Source organism: Stenotrophomonas maltophilia (assembly GCF_001274595.1).
GTDB classification, from domain to species: domain Bacteria; phylum Pseudomonadota; class Gammaproteobacteria; order Xanthomonadales; family Xanthomonadaceae; genus Stenotrophomonas; species Stenotrophomonas forensis.
In genome coordinates this window covers 788,287-804,710 of the sequence record NZ_CP011010.1, presented here as the reverse complement: position 1 = coordinate 804,710, position 16,424 = coordinate 788,287, and the positions used below count along the sequence as shown (strand labels likewise).

The window sequence follows — 16,424 nt, the reverse complement described above, 5'->3', positions numbered from 1 at the left end:
CTTGCGGTTGAACGCCTATTCTCGGGCCAGTGCCGCCCCGGCTCAACCAAGGAGCTGCGGGGTGTTGGGCAGGCCGTCATCGTCTGACCGCGTCGCGGCCGGAAAGTGCCCTTCCACCAGGGTCGAAACCTCTTCGATGGCGCCGCGCAGCGCCTCGACCGGGTTCGGGCCGCGCAGGCCCTCGCGCAGATGGGTACAGACCCGCTGCCACTGCGCCGGACTGATCCTGCCGTGCAGGCCACGGTCAGCGACGATCTCGATCGCGTGGTCGGCCAGCAGCAGGTAGATCAGCACGCCGTTGTTGTGGGCGGTATCCCAGGTGCGCAGGCGGGCGAAGGCATGTTCGGCGGCCTGGCGCGGGGTGACCTTGCGCCACAGCGCGTCCAGCGGCAGGTCGGCCTCCACGGCGAACATCACCTGCCCGCCGTGGCGCTGCTCACCGGCGGCGATGGCCTCGGTGATCGCCTGCAGCGTAGCCGGCGGGAACGCGCGCCGTACCGACGGCGAGAACAGATGGCGGCACAGACGTTGGATCATCACCAGCCTCCCGATGCGCCGCCGCCGCCGGAACGGCCACCGCCGCCGCCCCAACCGCCGCCGCCAAAGCCACCGCCTCCACCGAAGCCGCCTCCGCCACCCCAGCTGCCACCGCCCCAGCCACCGCCGCCGGCAAAGCGGCCCGGGTGCCCGGAGAGCATGGCGACAATCAGGCCAACGATGCCGGCCAGGCCGCTGGCCAACAGCGTGGAGGTGAACAGGAACGCCGCCAGTGCCGCCCCGCCGCCGCCGAGCAGCCCACGCAGCGGGCGTGGCACGCGCGAGAACACCCCGCGCAGGATGCTGCCGGCAAACACGCCGATGAACAGGGCGAGGAACCAGGTATCGCCACCGCCGTCGGGCTCGCCGCCACGCTGGCCACTGATGGGTGCCGGCAGGTCCTCGCCATCGATCAGCTTGACCAGCACACCGGTGGCGTCAGTGATGCCACCGGCATAGTCACCGCTGCGGAAGCGCGGCACCAGGTTTTCCTGGATGACCCGGTTGGCGATGGCATCGGGAATCGCGCCCTCCAGGCCGTAGCCGGGCTCGATGCGTACCCGTCGGTCATCCTTGGCCACCACCAGCAGCACGCCGTCATCCACGCCCTTGCGGCCGATCTGCCACTGGTCGAAGACCCGCGTGGTGTACTGCGCGATGTCTTCCGGCTGGGTGGTGGGCACCACCAGCACCTGCAGCTGGCTGCCCTTGCGCTGCTGCAGGTCAGTCGCCTGCTGCACCAGCGCCTGCTTCTGCGCGGCGTCGAGCGTGCCGGTGGTATCGACCACCGGCGAATCCAGCGCCGGAATCGGCGCCAACTGCTGCGCCTGCGACGCCAACGGCAGCCACAGCAGCAGGGCCAGCAGCGCAGTGGCCAGGCGCATCGGTCAGTGGCCCGGCTGCGGCGCCGGCTGCTGCTGCGGCGCGTTGCCGAAATCGACCACCGGCGCGCTGGAGATCTGCGCTTCGTTGTCCACGGTGAAGTTCGGCTTGGTCTTGTAGCCGAAGATCTTGGCGGTGATCACCTGCGGGAACGAGCGGATGTAGGTGTTGTAGTCCTGCACCTGCTGGATGTAACGGCCACGGGCGACGGTGACCCGGTTCTCGGTGCCTTCCAGCTGCGCCTGCAGGTCGCGGAAGTTCTGGTCGGACTTCAGCTGCGGATAGTTTTCGGTGACCACCAGCAGCCGCGACAGCGCGCTGCCGAGTTCGCCCTGGGCCTGCTGGAACTGCTTGAGCGAGGCTTCGTCGTCGGCGTTGACGTTGATCTGACCGACCCGCGAACGGGCGTTGGTGACTTCGGTCAGCACGCGCTCTTCCTGGCTGGCGAAGCCCTTCACGGTCTGCACCAGGTTGGGCACCAGGTCGGCGCGGCGCTTGTACTGGTTGATGACCTCCGACCAGCTGGCCTTGACCGCTTCATCCTTCTGCTGGATGGCGTTGTAGCCGCAGCCGGAGAGCAGGGAGGCCAGCAGCATCAGGGGCAGGATACGAGTGAACAGGCGCATGGCGGAGGTTCCGGGTGGACGTGGCGCCGAGCATGCCATGGTTCGGGTGAAGGTCGGCCATCGGGCGCCGCCCCCTCCGCGGTGGTTGTGCTCATGGATCGCCTGAGTAGTCCGGGCGGGTGGGCATGGCGGGGGACGCCGTGAATCCGTCCCTGGAGGCTTAGCCGCGCCATCCATGGCGCGGATACCCCCGCCACGCCCACCCGCCCGGCCTCATACGGTTTCCTGCACACCGCGGGAAGATCAAAAAAGAAGCAAAAGCAAAAGCAAAAGCCCATGCTCCAGGCATTCGTGCCGACCAACGGTCGGCACCCACCATCAGCAGCAGGTTCCAACAGATCACAGGAAACTGTCGAAGGCGGGGTGGGTCCGGTTGAGGGGGTGTGAGCGGCATGGATGCCGCGACCAAGCCCCCATGGATGGGTTTACGGCGTCCCCCTCAACCGGACCCACCCCGCCATCCCACGGAATGCCAGCTGTTGCTGTTGCTGTTGCTGTTGCTGTTGCTGTTGCTGTTGCCGTTGCCGTTGCTGTTGATTGCAGCGGGTGCAGGGCTGCAAGCCCTGCCGGAACCCCATACCCCTCAGCAAGCCTCGGCCACCGCAGCGCGCGGACGCCCCAGCCACGCCAGCAGCAACCCCGATGCCGCCAGCAACCCACCGGCCACCGGCACCGCCGCATAGCCCAGCCCCGAGCTGATCACCGCGCCACCCAACGCGGCACCCACCGCATTGCCCAGGTTGAACGCACCGACATTGATCGACGACGCCAGCCCCGGCGCCTCGCTGGCAGCCTGCATCACCCGGATCTGCAGCGGCGGCACGATCGCGAAGGTCGCCGCGCCGAACAGCAGTACACCCAGCGCCGCCGTGGCGTGGCTCATGAAGGCCAGCGGCAGCACGAACATCAGCACGGCAAGGACCGCCAGCAGGATCCGGGTGGCGCCATCCAGCGACCAGTCGGCCATGCGCCCGCCGATGCCGTTGCCGAAGGTGAAGCCGATGCCGATCAGCGCCAGCGACATCGCTATGAAGGCGTTGGAAGCACCCGTCAACTCGGTCAGCACCGGCGCCACGTAGGTGTACAGCGTGAACATCGCACCGGCACCGAGCACCGTGGTGCCCATCGCCAGCAGCACCTGCGGCTGCAGGATCGCCTTCAGTTCCCGGCGCACGTCCGGACGGGGCCCGGGTGCCGACGCCGGCAGCGCGAAGCCCAGCGCGGTGATCGCGGCCAGGCCCAGCACGGCGGTGCCAGCGAAGGACAGGCGCCAGCCCAGCTGCTGGCCGACCCAGGTCGCCAGCGGCACGCCGCCGATGTTGGCGATGGTCAGGCCCATGAACATGGTGGCCACGGCGGCAGCCTGCTTTTCTTTCGGCACCAGGCTGGCGGCAACCACCGCGCCGATGCCGAAGAAGGCGCCGTGGTTGAGGCTGGTGACCAGCCGCGACAGCAACAGCAGGCCGTAGTTCGGGGCCAGCGCCGACAGCAGGTTGCCGACCACGAAGATCGACATCAGCAGCATCAGCGCGGTGCGCCTGCCGAACCGGCCCATCAGCAGGGTCATCACCGGCGCGCCCAGCATCACGCCCACGGCATAGGCCGTGATCAGCATGCCGGCAGTGGGGATGTTCACGCCGACGCCGTCGGCAATGACCGGGAGCAGGCCCATCGGGGCGAACTCGGTGGTACCGATGGCGAAGGCGCCGACGGCAAGGGCCAGCAGAGCGGCTCGGGAATTCATGGCGGGTTCCTGCGTGGGGCAGGCCTTGGGAAGAGAGCGCGTAGCCTGCGCGCATCGTCCTGCCGGATTAAGCCCCGCAGCGGGGAAACACTGTTGCCCCCACTTCACAAGTTGTGCGTTCGCCGCTTCTGTAGAGCCCGGCCCTGCAACGCAGAACCCCCGGCAGTGCCGGGGGTTCTGGATCACGCGCTTACCAGTTGCCGGCGCCCGGCACGTTGTGTTCGCGTGCGCGGCGGCGCATCAGCAGGTTCAGCCACTCCACCAGCACCGAGAAGCCCATCGCGGCGTAGATGTAGGGCTTGGGCACGTGCACGTCCAGGCCGTCCAGGATCAGTACCGCACCAATCAGCAGGATGAAGGCCAGCGCCAGCATCTTCACCGTCGGGTTGGCATCGATGAAGCGGCCCAGCGGGTTGGCGGCCAGCAGCATCACCAGCACCGACAGCAGGATGGCGGCGACCATCACCGGGATGTGGTCGGCGATGCCGACGGCGGTGATCACCGAGTCCAGCGAGAACACGATGTCGATCACCGCGATCTGCGCGATGACGTAGCCGAACACGGCCGAGGCCTTGGTCGTGCTGGGATCTTCATCCTCGCCGCCGCTGATCAGTTCCTTGATCTCCATGAAGCCCTTGATGATCAGGAACAGGCCACCGACGATCAGCACCAGGTCGCGGATGGAGATGCCCATGCCGGCCACGGTGAACAGGTTGGCGGCCATGTGCGCCAGATAGGCCAGCGACACCAGCAGCGCGATACGCGTGATGCACGCCACGGCGATGCCGAGCTTGCGTGCGAACGGGCGACGCTCTTCCGGCAGCTTGCTGACCGCGATGGAAATGAACACCAGGTTGTCGATGCCGAGCACGATTTCCAGCGCACTCAGGGTGAACAGGGTCACCCAGGCATTGGGGTCGGCGAGGAACTCAAAGGACATGGAAACTCTTCAAGGCAGTGGGGGAATGGGGTTTCAGCCGTAGCTGCCGGCCAGCGCGTGCGGAACCACGACCAGCGCCCAGCACAGCAGGACGTTCATCATCAGCACGAACACCGCCGCCGAACCCATGTCCTTGGCGCGGCCGGCCAGTTCGTGGATTTCGCTGCCGTAGCGTTCGATCACCGCCTCGATGGCCGAGTTGGCCAACTCCATCGCCAGCACCAGCAGCATCGAGCCGATCATCAGCGCGCGTTCGACCGGGGTCTGGCCCAGCCAGATCGCGACCGGGGTCAGCACGATCAGCAGGTAGACCTCCAGCCGGAACGAGGACTCGTGCAGCCAGGCGGCGCGAAGGCCCTGCCAGGACCAGCGGGCGGCCTGGAAGATGCGGCGCGGGCCGCGGGGCAGGTGGCCGAACTGATCAGCCACGGCAGGAAGATCCAGCAACAGGAGCGCGGCGCAGCGACCGCTCAGACGCACGGCAGGGAATCATGGGTGCACAGGAATAGGCAGATGGCGGCCATTTTGCCACAAGGCCGCCAGCCATACCCCCGGCGGCCCGGCCGAATGGCCTGCCAACGGCAAGCACCCGGCCAGCCCCTGCTCCTATGATGGAGGCTTCCTTCCCCGCTGGAGCGCCTGATGTCCCGTCGCCGTACCTGCCTGCTGATGCTGGGCCTGCTGACCGCCGCACCGCTGGCCCAGGCCCTGAGCCCGGCCAGGCCGCCCCAGGTGCCCGAACAGGTCTCGAACGTGGCCTGGGCGGGTGACATGGCCCGCTTCGCCAGCGCCGACCAGGCCAATCCGCCGCCGCGCGGCGGCATCGAGTTCATCGGCAGCTCCTCGATCCGCTTCTGGGAGAGCCTGGCCACCGACTTCCCCGGCCAGCCGGTGTTCAACCGCGGCTTCGGCGGCTCGGAAGTGCGCGACAGCACCTGGTACGCCGACCGCATCGTGGTGCCGTATGCGCCATGCAAGCTGTTCTTCTACGCCGGCGACAACGACCTCAACAGCGGCCGCACCGCCGTACAGGTGCGGGACGATGTGGTCGCCTTCGTGCAGCGCGTGCATCGCGACCTGCCGAAAACGAAGGTGGAATACCTGTCGATCAAGCCGAGCCCGTCGCGCGCGCACCTGCTGCCGGCGATCAACGAGGCCAACGCGCTGATCAAGGCTGCCCTGGCAAAGCTGCCCAACACCGGCTTCACCGACATCTATACGCCGATGCTCGGCGCCGATGGCCAGCCGGATGCGACGCTGTTCCGCGAAGACATGCTGCACATGACCCCGGCCGGCTACGCGATCTGGACCAAGACGGTGGCGCCGAAGGTGAAGTGCGATTGAGGCAGGCGTGCGTCGGGCATGGCCCGGCGCTACCGCAACTTCATCCACGCATGGCGTGGATCTACTGCGGGTCGCGGGAAACTGTCGAAGGCGGGGCGGTGTGGGTGTGCAGGACCGTTGGCGCCATGGGTGGCGCCATCGAGCCCCCATGGAAGGGTTTACGGCGTGTCCTGCACCCCCACACCGCCCCGCCCCTCCTCGGAATGCCCGCTTTTGATGTTGATGTTGCCTCGGCGGGTGCCGGGCGCAGCCCGGCCAAAGCCCTCTACCGGAAAATGACCGTCGCCTCGGTGCCCTGCCCCGGCTCGCTGGCCAGGCTGACCTTCCAGCCGAAGCGGTCGCACAGCCGGCGCACGATCGACAGGCCCAGGCCGGTGCCCTGCGGGCGGCTGGGCTCGGCGCGGTAGAACGGCTCGAACGCGCGCGACAGTGCCTCGGCGGACATGCCGATGCCGGTGTCGCGCACCACCACACGGTCGTTGAGCACGTGCACGTCGATGCGCCCTTCGTCGGTGTAGCTGCAGGCGTTGCGCACCAGGTTGCTGACCACCACCTGCAGCACCCGAGGCGGCGCGTGCAGCTGCACCGGGCCATCGCTGTGCAGGTGCACCGCCACCGGCCGCGCGCCCAGCAGTTCGTTGGCGTTGTCCACTTCATAGCGGACGATGTCGTTGACATCGAACAGCTCGATCTGCGGCTCGACATCGGCCTCGCGGGCCAGGATCAGGAACGCATCGATCACCGCTTCCATGTCACGGCCGGCGCGCTGGATGCGCTGCAGGCTGCGACGCAGGCGCGGCTGCAGCGTTTCATCGCCCAGTGCCATGTCACTGGCCACGCGGATCACGGTCAGCGGCGTGCGCAGTTCGTGGCTGGCATCGCGGGTGAAGTTGCGCTCGCGCGCCACATGCGCGCTGACCCGGTTGGCCAGCGAATGCAGGGCGGCCGCCAGCTGCCGGGTCTCGCCCTGCATGTCGGCCGGCAGTTTGTTCGGCTCCAGATCGGCCGCCTCGGGGTGGCCAGGGTCCCAGCGCGACACGCGCCGCGCCAGCCAGTTCACCGGCGACACCAGGCGCTTGGAGGCGCGGTAGGTCACCCAGCTGGCGCCATACACTGCCAGCAGGGTCAGCAGCACCGGCACGATGCCGAACCAGAACGCCAGCATTTCCGCACGCGAGCGCAGGAACACCAGGTACAGGCGGCCGGCTGGGCGCACATCGACCAGCACCAGCTGGTCGTCCTTGGGCAGTTCGTGGAAACCGGGTTCCAGGTTGCGCAGGTTGGCCGGCAGCGACAACGCCGACTGCCCGCTTTCCAGCAGGTAGCCACGGATGTTCTGGGTGTTGGGTGGCGGCTGTACCGGCGAGGCCTCGTGCAGCGTCCAGTAGTACGCCGCTTCCTCGCGCAGGGCGGCGCCGACCAGGCTGTGCTTGATCACCAGCGAGACCAGCCAGGCACCGAGCAGGATGCCCAGGCTGGCCAGCACTGCCTGCAGGATGAAGGCGATACGGATCTTGCGCGGCAGGCCGTGCGGCATTGCGGGGTCCCGGTCAGAGCGCTGCGATTATAGGCAGCGCGCCGCGCCGTGCGGGTGCACGGGCGATAACCGGCGGCAACGCCAGCCGGTCATCCCCTGCCCTCGTTCATGGCCATGCCCCGGCCGGGCCTGCTGCTGCACCGGCGCGGGCCCCGATCAGGCCATCGGCTGGGCGATATCGGCAATGCGGTAGCCGGCACTCTGCACGGTGTGCAGCAGCGGACGGTCGAACGGCTTGTCGATGATCTTGCGCAGGTTGTACAGGTGGCTGCGCAGGGTGTCCGAATCCGGCAGGCCATTGCCCCAGATCTCGCGTTCGATCTCCTGGCGGGTGACCACGCGCGGCGATTCGCGCATCAGGATGGTCAACAGGCGCAGGCCGATCGGCGAAAGCTGCAGCTCGGTACCGGCACGGGTGGCACGCATGCTGACCGGATCGAGCACCAGGTCGGCGACCTTGAGCACTTCCGAACCGACCTGGCGACGCTCGCGGCGGATCAGCGCGCGCAGGCGGGCCTCCAGTTCCTGGATCGCGAACGGCTTGGTCAGGTAGTCATCGGCGCCGAACCCGAGGCCGGTGAGCTTGTCGTCCAGCGTGTCGCGTGCCGTGAGCATCAGCACCGGGGTGGACTTGCGCGCATCGTTGCGCAGGCGACGGCACACTTCGATGCCATCCAGGCGCGGCAACATCAAGTCGAGCACCACGACGTCATAGCTGTTTTCCGCCGCGAGGCGGTAGCCATCCAGGCCGTCCTGTGCATAGTCGACCTCGAAGCCGCGACCTTCCAGGTATTCCCCGATCATCTCGGAGATGTTGCGGTTGTCTTCGACCACCAGCACCAAGCCGGAGGTCTCCTTCGTCTGACGCATGTGATTCCCTCTAACTTCAGCTTTGTGAAACATGCCGGATCGACGGTGGACGCGATGTGAAGTTCCGTCAAGAGGTCATCAATCGGTTCAGAGCAGCGGCCTGAGCAGTGGCCAGACGTTGTCCAGCACCTTCGGTTGCGCCTGTGCCGTGGGGTGCAGGCCATCGGCCTGCATCATGCCCGGCTGCAGGGCCACGCCCTCCAGCAGGAACGGCAGCAGCGGCACCTTGTACTGCGTGGCCAGCGCCTTGTAGGCGGCCGCCAGGCGCTGGCGATAGGCCGGCCCGTAGTTGGGCGGCACGTCGATGCCCAGCAGCAGCACCCGGGCGCCCGCCTTCTGGCTGGCCTGCACCATTTTCTCCAGGTTTCCCTGTACCTGCGCCGGGGTCAGCCCACGCAGCGCGTCGTTGCCGCCCAGCGCAATCACCACCACGGTCGGCTTCTCCTTCGCCAGCAGGCCCGGCAGGCGGGTCAGCGCGCCGGCGGTGGTCTCCCCGCTCATGCTGGCGTTGACGATGCGTGCCGGCGTTTTCGACTGCTGCCTGACCCGCTGCTGCAGCAGGCTGACCCAGCCGGCGTCGGCGGGGATATTGTGGGCGGCACTGAGGCTGTCGCCGAGTACCAGCACGGTGCCCGCCGGACCTTTGGCACAGGCCAGCCCGGGCAGCAGCAGGAACCCTAGCAGCAGCACCATCATCGCGCCGGCTCGCCGGCTCCATCCCGTCTTGCGCATTGGAGTCTCCTCATCGACAGCCTGTCCCCCCGCAGCGCGCCCGTCGCCATCGCCGTCGACCAGGTCGGCAAGTCCGTGCAGGGCCCGGAGGGTGAAGTCCACATACTGGACAACATCACCCTGACCGTCCATGAAGGCACCAGCGTGGCCATTGTCGGTGCCTCCGGTTCCGGCAAGACCACCCTGCTCGGCCTGCTGGCCGGGCTGGACCTGCCCAGCCGCGGCAGCATCGCGCTGGCCGGCCAGGATCTGGGCCGTCTCGACGAGGAAGCCCGCGCCCAGCTGCGCGCACGCGAGGTCGGCTTCGTGTTCCAGAGCTTCCACCTGCTGCCGGCGCTGACCGCCGCCGAGAACGTCGCGCTCCCGCTGGAGCTGGCCGGCCGCGAAGACCGGGTGCGGGTGGACGAAGTGCTGGCGCAGGTCGGCCTGGGCCATCGCGCCCGTCACTACCCGCGCCAGTTGTCGGGCGGCGAGCAGCAGCGCGTGGCCCTGGCACGTGCCTTCGTCACCCGCCCGCGCATCCTGTTCGCCGACGAACCGACCGGCTCGCTGGACCACGCCACCGGCCAGCACATCAGCGACCTGCTGTTCGAACTCAACGCCGGCAGCGGCACCACGCTGGTGCTGGTCACCCACGACCTGCGGCTGGCCCAGCGCTGCCAGTACATCCACCGCATCGATGACGGCCGCCTGCTGCCGGTCGAGCGCGGAGCCGCAGCATGAACCTGCTGCGCCATGCGTGGCGCGCGCTGCGCCGCGAGGCGCTGGCCGGCGACCTGCTGACCGTGTTCGCGGCCTTGGTGCTGGGCGTGGCGGTGATGACCGCGGTCGGCACCCTGGTGAACCGGGTCAACCTGGCCCTGACCGGCAGTGCGGCGGAAATGCTCGGCGGTGACCTCGGCATCGCCGGGCGCGACGACCCGCCGCAGGCCTTCGCCGAAGAAGCGCAGCGGCGCGGACTGGCCTACACCCGCATCGCCAGCTTCGGCAGCGTGCTGTTCCACGGCGAGGCCAGCCAGATGGCCAGCATCAAGGCGGTGCAGGCCGGTTATCCGATGCGTGGCACGCTGCGGGTGCGGGCCACGCCCGGCGGTGCGCTGATCGCCGACGCCGGCATGCCCGCCAGGGGCCAGGCCTATGCCGATCCGCGCCTGCTGCAGGGGCTGGGGCTGAAGGCCGGCGATGACCTCGAGTTCGGCGCCGGCACGCTGCGCATTGCCGGCATCATCGAGGCCGAGCCGGATGCCGGCGGTGACCTGCTCACCCTCTCGCCCACCCTGCTGGTCAACCGCGCCGATGTGGAGGGCACCGGCCTGCTCGGCCCGGGCAGCCGCATCAACTACCGGCTGATGTTCGCCGGAGCGGCCGATCAGGTGGCCGGGCTGCGCCAATGGCTGCTGCCGCAGGTCAAGGGCCTGCGCCTGCTGAGCGTGGACGACACCCAGCGTGGCGTGCGCCAGGCGTTCGACCTGGCCGGGCGCTTCCTCGGCCTGAGCGCGCTGCTGGCGGTGCTGCTGGCCGGCGTGGCAACCGCGCTGGCGGCCAACCGCTTCGCCCTGCGCCGCATCGACCAGGTAGCGATCCTGCGCTGCCTGGGCGCGCGCCAGCGCGACATCCTGTTCGGCCTGGCACTGCAGCTGCTGATGCTGGCGGTGCCGGCCTGTGCGCTCGGCATCGGCCTGGGCATGGCTGCGCAGGAAGGCCTGGTGCAGGTGCTGGGCAGCCTGGTGCCGCAGCGCCTGCCGCTGCCCGAAGCGATGCCGGCGCTGACCGGTGCCGGCATCGGCCTGTTGCTGCTGTTCGGCTTCGGCCTGCCCCCGCTGCTGCGCCTGCGCGGGGTGCCGCCGATGCGCGTGCTCAACCGCTCCTTCGCCGCGCTGCCACCGGCATCGCTGCTGGCCTATGTCGCGGCGCTGGCGGCCAGCCTGCTGCTGGCGGTGCAGGTCACCGGCGACCTGAAGCTGGCCCTGTGGGTGCTGGGTGGGCTGGCCGCACTGGCAGTGGCCGCCGGTGTGGTCGGCTTCGTGCTGCTGCAGCTGCTGCGCGGCCTGCAGCACCGCCTGCATGGCAACTGGCGCCTGGGCCTGGCCGCGCTGACCCGGCGCCGCATGCTGGCGGTGATGCAGCTGGTCGGGCTGTCGCTGTCGCTGTGCGCGCTGTTGCTGCTGGCGGTGACCGGTCCTGGCCTGCTGCAGCAGTGGCGCGAGCGGCTGCCTGCAGATACGCCGAACTACTTCCTGATCAACATCCAGCCCGAACAGCGTGACAGCGTGCTGGCCGCGCTGCGCGGATTGGGCGCCAACGATGCCAGCATCGAACCGATGGCCACCGGCCGCCTGATCGCGATCAACGGCAAGCCGCCGCTGCGCGTGGACCGCACGCCGGAACAGAACGGGCAGCCGGCATCCGGCGAGGCCCAGCGCGACGACGATGACGAGAACCGGCCGTTGAACTTCAGCTGGCGCAACAGCTTCCCGCCGGCCAACACGCTGGTCGACGGCACGTTCTGGAAGGCCGACAGCACGGCGCCGGAAGCGTCGGTGGAGATCGGCTGGGCCAAGCGTTACGGGGTGGCCAGCGGCGACCGCATCAGCATTGCCGTCGGTGAACAGGAGCGCGAATTCACCGTCACCAGCGTGCGCAAGGCGGACTGGAACACGTTCCGACCGAACTTCTTCGTGCTGCTGAACCCCAACGCGGTGGGCGACACCCCGCACAACCTGCTGTCGGCGTTCCATCTGCCGGCCGGCAAGGCCGCCGGGCTGGGTGAACTGGTGCGCGCGCAGCCGAACCTGTCACTGCTGGACGTGGATGCGGTGATCTCGCAGGTGCGCGATGTGATGGAGCGGGTGGCGCAGGCGGTGCAGCTGGTGATGGTGTTCAGCCTGCTGGCCGGCGTGCTGGTGCTGCTGGCCGCGCTGCAGGCCACGGCCGGCGAGCGCCGCTATGACAGCGCGGTGCTGCGCACGCTGGGCGCGACCCGGCGCCAGCTGCGCGGTGCGGTGCTGGTGGAATTCGGCGCACTGGGCACGTTGGCGGCGCTGCTGGCGGTGGGCGCGGCGGCGGCCATCGGCGTGGCGGTCTCGCAGAAGGTGTTCGAGCTGCCGCTGCTGCCGCCGTGGCCGGGCCTGCTGCTGGGCGGCGTGGTCGGCATCGGGCTGAGCCTGCTGGCCGGCTGGTGGGGCACGCGGCGCATCCTGCATGCGCCGCCAGCCCTTGCCTTGCGCGAAGCTTGACGCTGCTTCGGATCGGAGAGCGTGCCGAGCAAGCTCGGCACCTACTAAAGCGCAGGACTAGTAGATCCACGCCATGCGTGGATGCGGTGGCGGGCGCGCCCGGTACCTCACCACAACCGCGGCGGCGATCAACCTTCCTTCGGCGCCTTTTCCACGTACTTGGCGAACACTTCGTCGATCTGCTTGTCCTTCACCTTCTTGCCGGCCTGGATCTCTTCGGCCTGGGTGAACAGCGGGATGATCATCGCCATGCCGTCGATCTTGGTCTTCAGGTGCACGCCCGGGGCCTGGGTCAGGAAGCCGTCCCAGCGCTGGCGCACCTTGGCCCAGTAACCAGCGGTGGCCTTCCAGTAGTTGCGGGCCGGGGTGAAGTCGATCTCGGTGGTCTTCACGTAGTCGTTGAAGCCGAACTCGCGCGCGATCTCCACCTGGCTGCCATCGGCATTGCGCTGCACCTTGGTGTTGAACTGCTCGTGGGTCCAGCCGTTCGGGGTCAGCGTGTGCCGGTTGATCACGGCCAGCGCGTTGTAGTCGCTGCGCTTGGTGTACTCGCGACGCGGCAGCGGACGCCAGCTCAGGTCGCTGGTCCAGCTCGGCACGTTGTTGCTGTAGGTCCACTTGCCGGTGCCGCAGTAGCGCGGTGCGTCGCTCACTTCATACACGCACTGGGTCCACGCCCCCTGGTTGGTCGCCGCCGGAATGGTGCGCACCTGCCAGGTCTGGTCGGCACTGAACTCGAAGCGGTTCGGCGCTTCGTACACCCAATCCTGGCGCCAGTGCTTGGTGATGTGGCCGCTCTTTTCGTCCAGCAGCAGGTGCTGCAGCACGATGCGCTTCGGCGTGTCTTCCACCACGATGACCACTTCGTTGCCGCCGCTGCGCATCGCCGGCGCGCGCTCGTAACCGGGCTTCAGCAGCACGGTCTCGTCGAAAGCGAAATCCACGGTGTACTCGCCCTGCATGGCGAGGATGCTGTCATGGTCGCGGGCGATGTCGGAGGGCTGCGCGCTGGCCACGCCGCTGGCGGCGAGCAACAGCAGGGCGCTGGCTGTCTGGAACTTCATCGGGGTCTTCCTTCAGGGTTGCAGGTTTGTTGAGAGGCCATCCGTGGCCGACAGGCGTTCCATCAGGTTCAAAGACGGATCAGCGGCAGGTCGCCGGGTATCCGCGGTGCCGGTCGCCGTGCGGCGTCGGCGCAGCAGCAGTCGTCGATTGCCAGCTCGCCTTCGGCGCCTTCCAGGCGAGCGATACGGCGCGCCGTGGCGGCGCCCAGCGAGGACAGGGTCGACAGGCTGGCGGCCAGGGTGCGGCCATCGTCGGCCGCATGCAGGCGCAGCGCGCACAACCGCCAGCGCTGGCCACCGAGGTGGCCGGCCAGGCGTCGCCACAGGCGCTCGCCGACACTGCCATCGCTGTCGTGCTGCGGTCCCGGCGGCAGCGCGGCCACCAGCCGGTCCCAGGCCAGGAAATCGCTGTCCGGCAGCAGGTACAGGCGCCACACGCAGCGGCCGCGGCCATCGAGGAAGCACAGGCTTTCGCGCAGGCCCTCGCTGTCCACGCCCTGGCAGGCATGCACGCGCACCGCCTGGCGCCAGCCGCCCAGTTCGTTGCCGTCGGCGTGATACAGGCACAACACGGTGCCGAGCGTGGCCAGCTGTGCCGGGGTCGGCCAGGCCGCACCGTTCGGTGCGGCGATGGAGTCGTTCCTGCGTGCGGACAATGCTCGGCTCATGAGGTCACCAGGAAACGGCAAGGCTGGCGGAGAAGGTACGGCCCGGGCTGGTATAGCGGTCCAGCACACGGCTGGTCGGCAGCAGCGTCGAACCGACGTTGGACCAATCGATGTAGCGCTTGTCGGCCAGGTTGAACACGCCGACATTGAAGGTCGCGCCCGGCGCGAAGTTCCAGTGCGCCATCAGGTCGGTCACGCCGTAGCCCGCCGGGCGATAGGCCGTGGTGCTGGCCAGCCGGTCCTTGCGCTTGACGAAGGTGCCAGCCAGCTCGACACCCCAGGTCTCGGTGTCGTACATCAGGCCGACGGTGCCGCGCAGCGGGTCGACCGAATCCAGCGGCGTGTCTTCGGTCTTGTTGTCGCCACGCGACCAGGCCACCGCACTGCGCAGCGCCCAGCCCTGCAGGGCCGGGCTGATCTGCCCGAAGTCGACACCGGCCTTCAGTTCGGCGCCGTAGATGCGCGCGTCGGCGATGTTGCGCGACTGGAACACCATCAGGCCCTGTGCGTTGGTGCCGACCAGCGACTGCGACTCGATGAAGTCCTTGTATTCGTTGTAGTAGCCACTGACGCTGACGTAGGCGGCCGGCGACAGGAAGCGCAGGCCCAGCTCCATGCCATCACTGGTTTCCGGCTTCAGGTCCGGATTGGGAATGGCGGTGTAGCCGAAGGCGAAGTTGGTGAAGCCGAGGTTGACGTCGTTGTACGGCGGCGAACGGAAGCCATGCGAGTAGCCGGCGAACAGCGACCATTCGTCGGTGAAGCGATAGACCATGCCCAGCTTCGGCGAGACACTGGTCTTGGTCAGCTTGGCCACCGGCACGCCGGGATTGTCCTCGGCAAAGATGTTGTCCACCTCCGGCTTCAGCTCGTAGCGGTCAACGCGCACGCCCGGCACCAGCGACAGCTTGCCGCCGGCCATGCGCATCTCATCCTGCGCGTAAAGGCCCAGCTCGGTGGTCTTGCTGATCGGGAAATCGCGCACCGGGAATGCATCCGGCAGGATGGTGGTGCTGGTCTGGCCGTTGGCCAGCACCTGGAAACCATCGCGCTTCTGGCGGATTTCGGTACGTGCGCCCTCGAAGCCGTAGGTCAACGCGTGTTCGACGCTGCCGGTGCTGAAGGCCTTGTTGAACTGCGCCTGCAGGCCGTACACGCGCTGGTCGAAAGTGAACTCGCGGTGGCGACGGCTGCGGTTGGCGCGGTCCTCGTCGGTGACCTGGGTGGTCTCGCTGTTCTGGCTGTACACCTGCCAGTGCAGGCTGTCGGCAAAGCCCTTGTCCAGCGCATCCATTTCATGGGCGAACGACACGCGGGTGCGGTTCTGCTTGTCGCGCGCCTTCATGCCGGTGGTGGTGGTGCGGTCGATCGACGACAGCACGTTGGTCTCGGTCTTGTCTTCGTTGCCTTCCACGGTCAGGCGGAAACGCTGGTCCTCGCTCGGCGCGTAGACCAGCTTGGCCAGGCCGCTGCGACCATCGCGGTCCTGCGGGTTGGGCGCAGTGCGGGTGTTGTCGAGGCTTCGCACGTCACCCTTGTTGACGGTTTCCTGGCCCTGGCGATGGTTGATGTTGACCATGCCGCTCCAGTGCTCGCCACCGAAGGCGGTGGTGACGCCGCCAAGCAGGCCCTTCCACTCGCCGTCATAGCCGAACTTCAGGCCGACGTAGCTGTCCTTGCCGTCCTTCAGGTAGTCGGCCGGATCCTTGGTGACGAACGCGACCACACCGCCGAGTGCGTCCGAGCCATACAACGAGCTGGCCGGACCGCGCACGATCTCCACGCGCTTGAGCGTGTCCAGGTCGGTGAAGTTGCGGTTGGCATTGGAGAACGAACCAATGTTGAAGCTGGTCGGCATCGCGATGCCATCGGTCTGCACGCGCACGCGGTTGCCGTCCAGGCCACGGATGCGGATGCTGCCGAGGCCGAAGCGGGCCGCGCTGCGGTTGACCGACAGGCCCGGCTCGTAACGCAGCAGGTCCTTGATGTCCTGCACCAGGTGCCGGTCCATCTGCTCGCGGTCGATCACATCGACCGTGGCGGCCACATCACTCACCGCACGCTCGGTGCGGGTGGCGGTGACCTGCACGCGATCAAATTCGCGCGCGTCGGGCGCGGCGGTGGCAGCGGCGGCAGCATGGGCGGACAGCGGCAGGGCCATCCAGACAGCAAGGCAAAGGGCGGTATGGCGGGTCATCGGTTTCGTTCGGTCAGGCAAGGGAACCCCCGGTTACCGGCACACCC

Annotated in this window: 15 protein-coding genes; 3 read left to right on the top strand and 12 right to left on the bottom strand. The window is 68.3% G+C overall.

The window, feature by feature from the left end:
• Positions 1–42: 42 nt before the first annotated feature.
• The 6 genes from VN11_RS03540 to VN11_RS03515 form a co-directional block, all read right to left on the bottom strand.
• Positions 43–537 (bottom strand): TPM domain-containing protein, encoded by a 495-nt coding sequence (locus VN11_RS03540; RefSeq protein WP_053448837.1) that lies wholly within the window; start codon positions 535–537, stop codon positions 43–45.
• Positions 537–1,421 (bottom strand): TPM domain-containing protein, encoded by an 885-nt coding sequence (locus tag VN11_RS03535; RefSeq protein ID WP_053448836.1) that lies wholly within the window; start codon positions 1,419–1,421, stop codon positions 537–539. The genes VN11_RS03540 and VN11_RS03535 overlap by 1 nt, the downstream gene beginning before the upstream one ends.
• Before the next feature lie 3 nt (positions 1,422–1,424).
• The gene (locus tag VN11_RS03530; protein WP_053448835.1) at positions 1,425–2,045 is read right to left on the bottom strand and encodes a LemA family protein; all 621 of its coding nucleotides are present in this window, start codon (positions 2,043–2,045) and stop codon (positions 1,425–1,427) included.
• A 583-nt stretch (positions 2,046–2,628) separates the two neighbouring features.
• Positions 2,629–3,789, bottom strand: a complete 1,161-nt coding sequence (locus VN11_RS03525; protein WP_053448834.1) for an MFS transporter — start codon at positions 3,787–3,789, stop codon at positions 2,629–2,631.
• Positions 3,790–3,979: 190 nt separating this feature from the next.
• A complete protein-coding gene (locus VN11_RS03520) occupies positions 3,980–4,729 on the bottom strand; it encodes a TerC family protein (protein ID WP_004154280.1) in 750 nt (249 codons plus the stop codon).
• Between the two features lie 33 nt (positions 4,730–4,762).
• Positions 4,763–5,158 (bottom strand): diacylglycerol kinase, encoded by a 396-nt coding sequence (locus tag VN11_RS03515; protein ID WP_008268574.1) that lies wholly within the window; start codon positions 5,156–5,158, stop codon positions 4,763–4,765.
• Positions 5,159–5,371: 213 nt separating this feature from the next.
• Between VN11_RS03515 and VN11_RS03510 the strand changes: the two genes are divergently transcribed.
• Positions 5,372–6,073, top strand: coding sequence for an SGNH/GDSL hydrolase family protein (locus VN11_RS03510; RefSeq protein WP_053448833.1), 702 nt, complete (start codon positions 5,372–5,374; stop codon positions 6,071–6,073).
• 265 nt (positions 6,074–6,338) lie between these two features.
• Here VN11_RS03510 and VN11_RS03505 read toward each other — a convergent pair whose 3' ends face one another.
• From VN11_RS03505 to VN11_RS03495, 3 genes are all read right to left on the bottom strand, one after another.
• Entirely contained in the window at positions 6,339–7,610 is a 1,272-nt protein-coding gene (locus VN11_RS03505) for a sensor histidine kinase (protein ID WP_053448832.1), read from the bottom strand.
• A gap of 156 nt (positions 7,611–7,766) precedes the next feature.
• Positions 7,767–8,480 (bottom strand): response regulator transcription factor, encoded by a 714-nt coding sequence (locus VN11_RS03500; protein WP_002811889.1) that lies wholly within the window; start codon positions 8,478–8,480, stop codon positions 7,767–7,769.
• An 87-nt stretch (positions 8,481–8,567) separates the two neighbouring features.
• Complete coding sequence (locus VN11_RS03495; RefSeq protein ID WP_053448831.1) at positions 8,568–9,212, bottom strand: arylesterase; 645 nt, start codon at positions 9,210–9,212, stop codon at positions 8,568–8,570.
• Positions 9,213–9,287: 75 nt separating this feature from the next.
• Between VN11_RS03495 and VN11_RS03490 the strand changes: the two genes are divergently transcribed.
• Entirely contained in the window at positions 9,288–9,935 is a 648-nt protein-coding gene (locus tag VN11_RS03490) for an ABC transporter ATP-binding protein (RefSeq protein WP_049456916.1), read from the top strand.
• A complete protein-coding gene (locus VN11_RS03485) occupies positions 9,932–12,448 on the top strand; it encodes an ABC transporter permease (protein WP_053448830.1) in 2,517 nt (838 codons plus the stop codon). Before VN11_RS03490 ends, VN11_RS03485 begins: the two co-directional genes overlap by 4 nt.
• 128 nt (positions 12,449–12,576) lie before the next feature.
• Here the strand turns inward: VN11_RS03485 and VN11_RS03480 are convergent, their stop codons facing one another.
• The 3 genes from VN11_RS03480 to VN11_RS03470 all read right to left on the bottom strand — a co-directional run bounded on the left by VN11_RS03480 (position 12,577) and on the right by VN11_RS03470 (position 16,377).
• Positions 12,577–13,512, bottom strand: coding sequence for a DUF6607 family protein (locus VN11_RS03480; protein ID WP_053448829.1), 936 nt, complete (start codon positions 13,510–13,512; stop codon positions 12,577–12,579).
• Between the two features lie 68 nt (positions 13,513–13,580).
• The gene (locus VN11_RS03475) at positions 13,581–14,180 is read right to left on the bottom strand and encodes a hypothetical protein (RefSeq protein WP_053448828.1); all 600 of its coding nucleotides are present in this window, start codon (positions 14,178–14,180) and stop codon (positions 13,581–13,583) included.
• A 4-nt stretch (positions 14,181–14,184) separates the two neighbouring features.
• Positions 14,185–16,377: a TonB-dependent hemoglobin/transferrin/lactoferrin family receptor gene (locus VN11_RS03470; RefSeq protein ID WP_414553777.1), complete on the bottom strand. Its 2,193-nt coding sequence runs from the start codon at positions 16,375–16,377 to the stop codon at positions 14,185–14,187.
• Between the last annotated feature and the right edge of the window lie 47 nt (positions 16,378–16,424).

Coding starts and splice junctions, on each gene's coding strand:
- VN11_RS03485 (WP_053448830.1), top strand. CDS start 9,932: ATGAACCTGCTGCGCCATGCGTGGCGCGCGCTGCGCCGCGAGGCGCTG.
- VN11_RS03525 (WP_053448834.1), bottom strand. CDS start 3,789: ATGAATTCCCGAGCCGCTCTGCTGGCCCTTGCCGTCGGCGCCTTCGCC.
- VN11_RS03520 (WP_004154280.1), bottom strand. CDS start 4,729: ATGTCCTTTGAGTTCCTCGCCGACCCCAATGCCTGGGTGACCCTGTTC.
- VN11_RS03475 (WP_053448828.1), bottom strand. CDS start 14,180: ATGAGCCGAGCATTGTCCGCACGCAGGAACGACTCCATCGCCGCACCG.
- VN11_RS03505 (WP_053448832.1), bottom strand. CDS start 7,610: ATGCCGCACGGCCTGCCGCGCAAGATCCGTATCGCCTTCATCCTGCAG.
- VN11_RS03510 (WP_053448833.1), top strand. CDS start 5,372: ATGTCCCGTCGCCGTACCTGCCTGCTGATGCTGGGCCTGCTGACCGCC.
- VN11_RS03530 (WP_053448835.1), bottom strand. CDS start 2,045: ATGCGCCTGTTCACTCGTATCCTGCCCCTGATGCTGCTGGCCTCCCTG.
- VN11_RS03470 (WP_414553777.1), bottom strand. CDS start 16,377: ATGACCCGCCATACCGCCCTTTGCCTTGCTGTCTGGATGGCCCTGCCG.
- VN11_RS03495 (WP_053448831.1), bottom strand. CDS start 9,212: ATGCGCAAGACGGGATGGAGCCGGCGAGCCGGCGCGATGATGGTGCTG.
- VN11_RS03480 (WP_053448829.1), bottom strand. CDS start 13,512: ATGAAGTTCCAGACAGCCAGCGCCCTGCTGTTGCTCGCCGCCAGCGGC.
- VN11_RS03540 (WP_053448837.1), bottom strand. CDS start 537: ATGATCCAACGTCTGTGCCGCCATCTGTTCTCGCCGTCGGTACGGCGC.
- VN11_RS03500 (WP_002811889.1), bottom strand. CDS start 8,480: ATGCGTCAGACGAAGGAGACCTCCGGCTTGGTGCTGGTGGTCGAAGAC.
- VN11_RS03535 (WP_053448836.1), bottom strand. CDS start 1,421: ATGCGCCTGGCCACTGCGCTGCTGGCCCTGCTGCTGTGGCTGCCGTTG.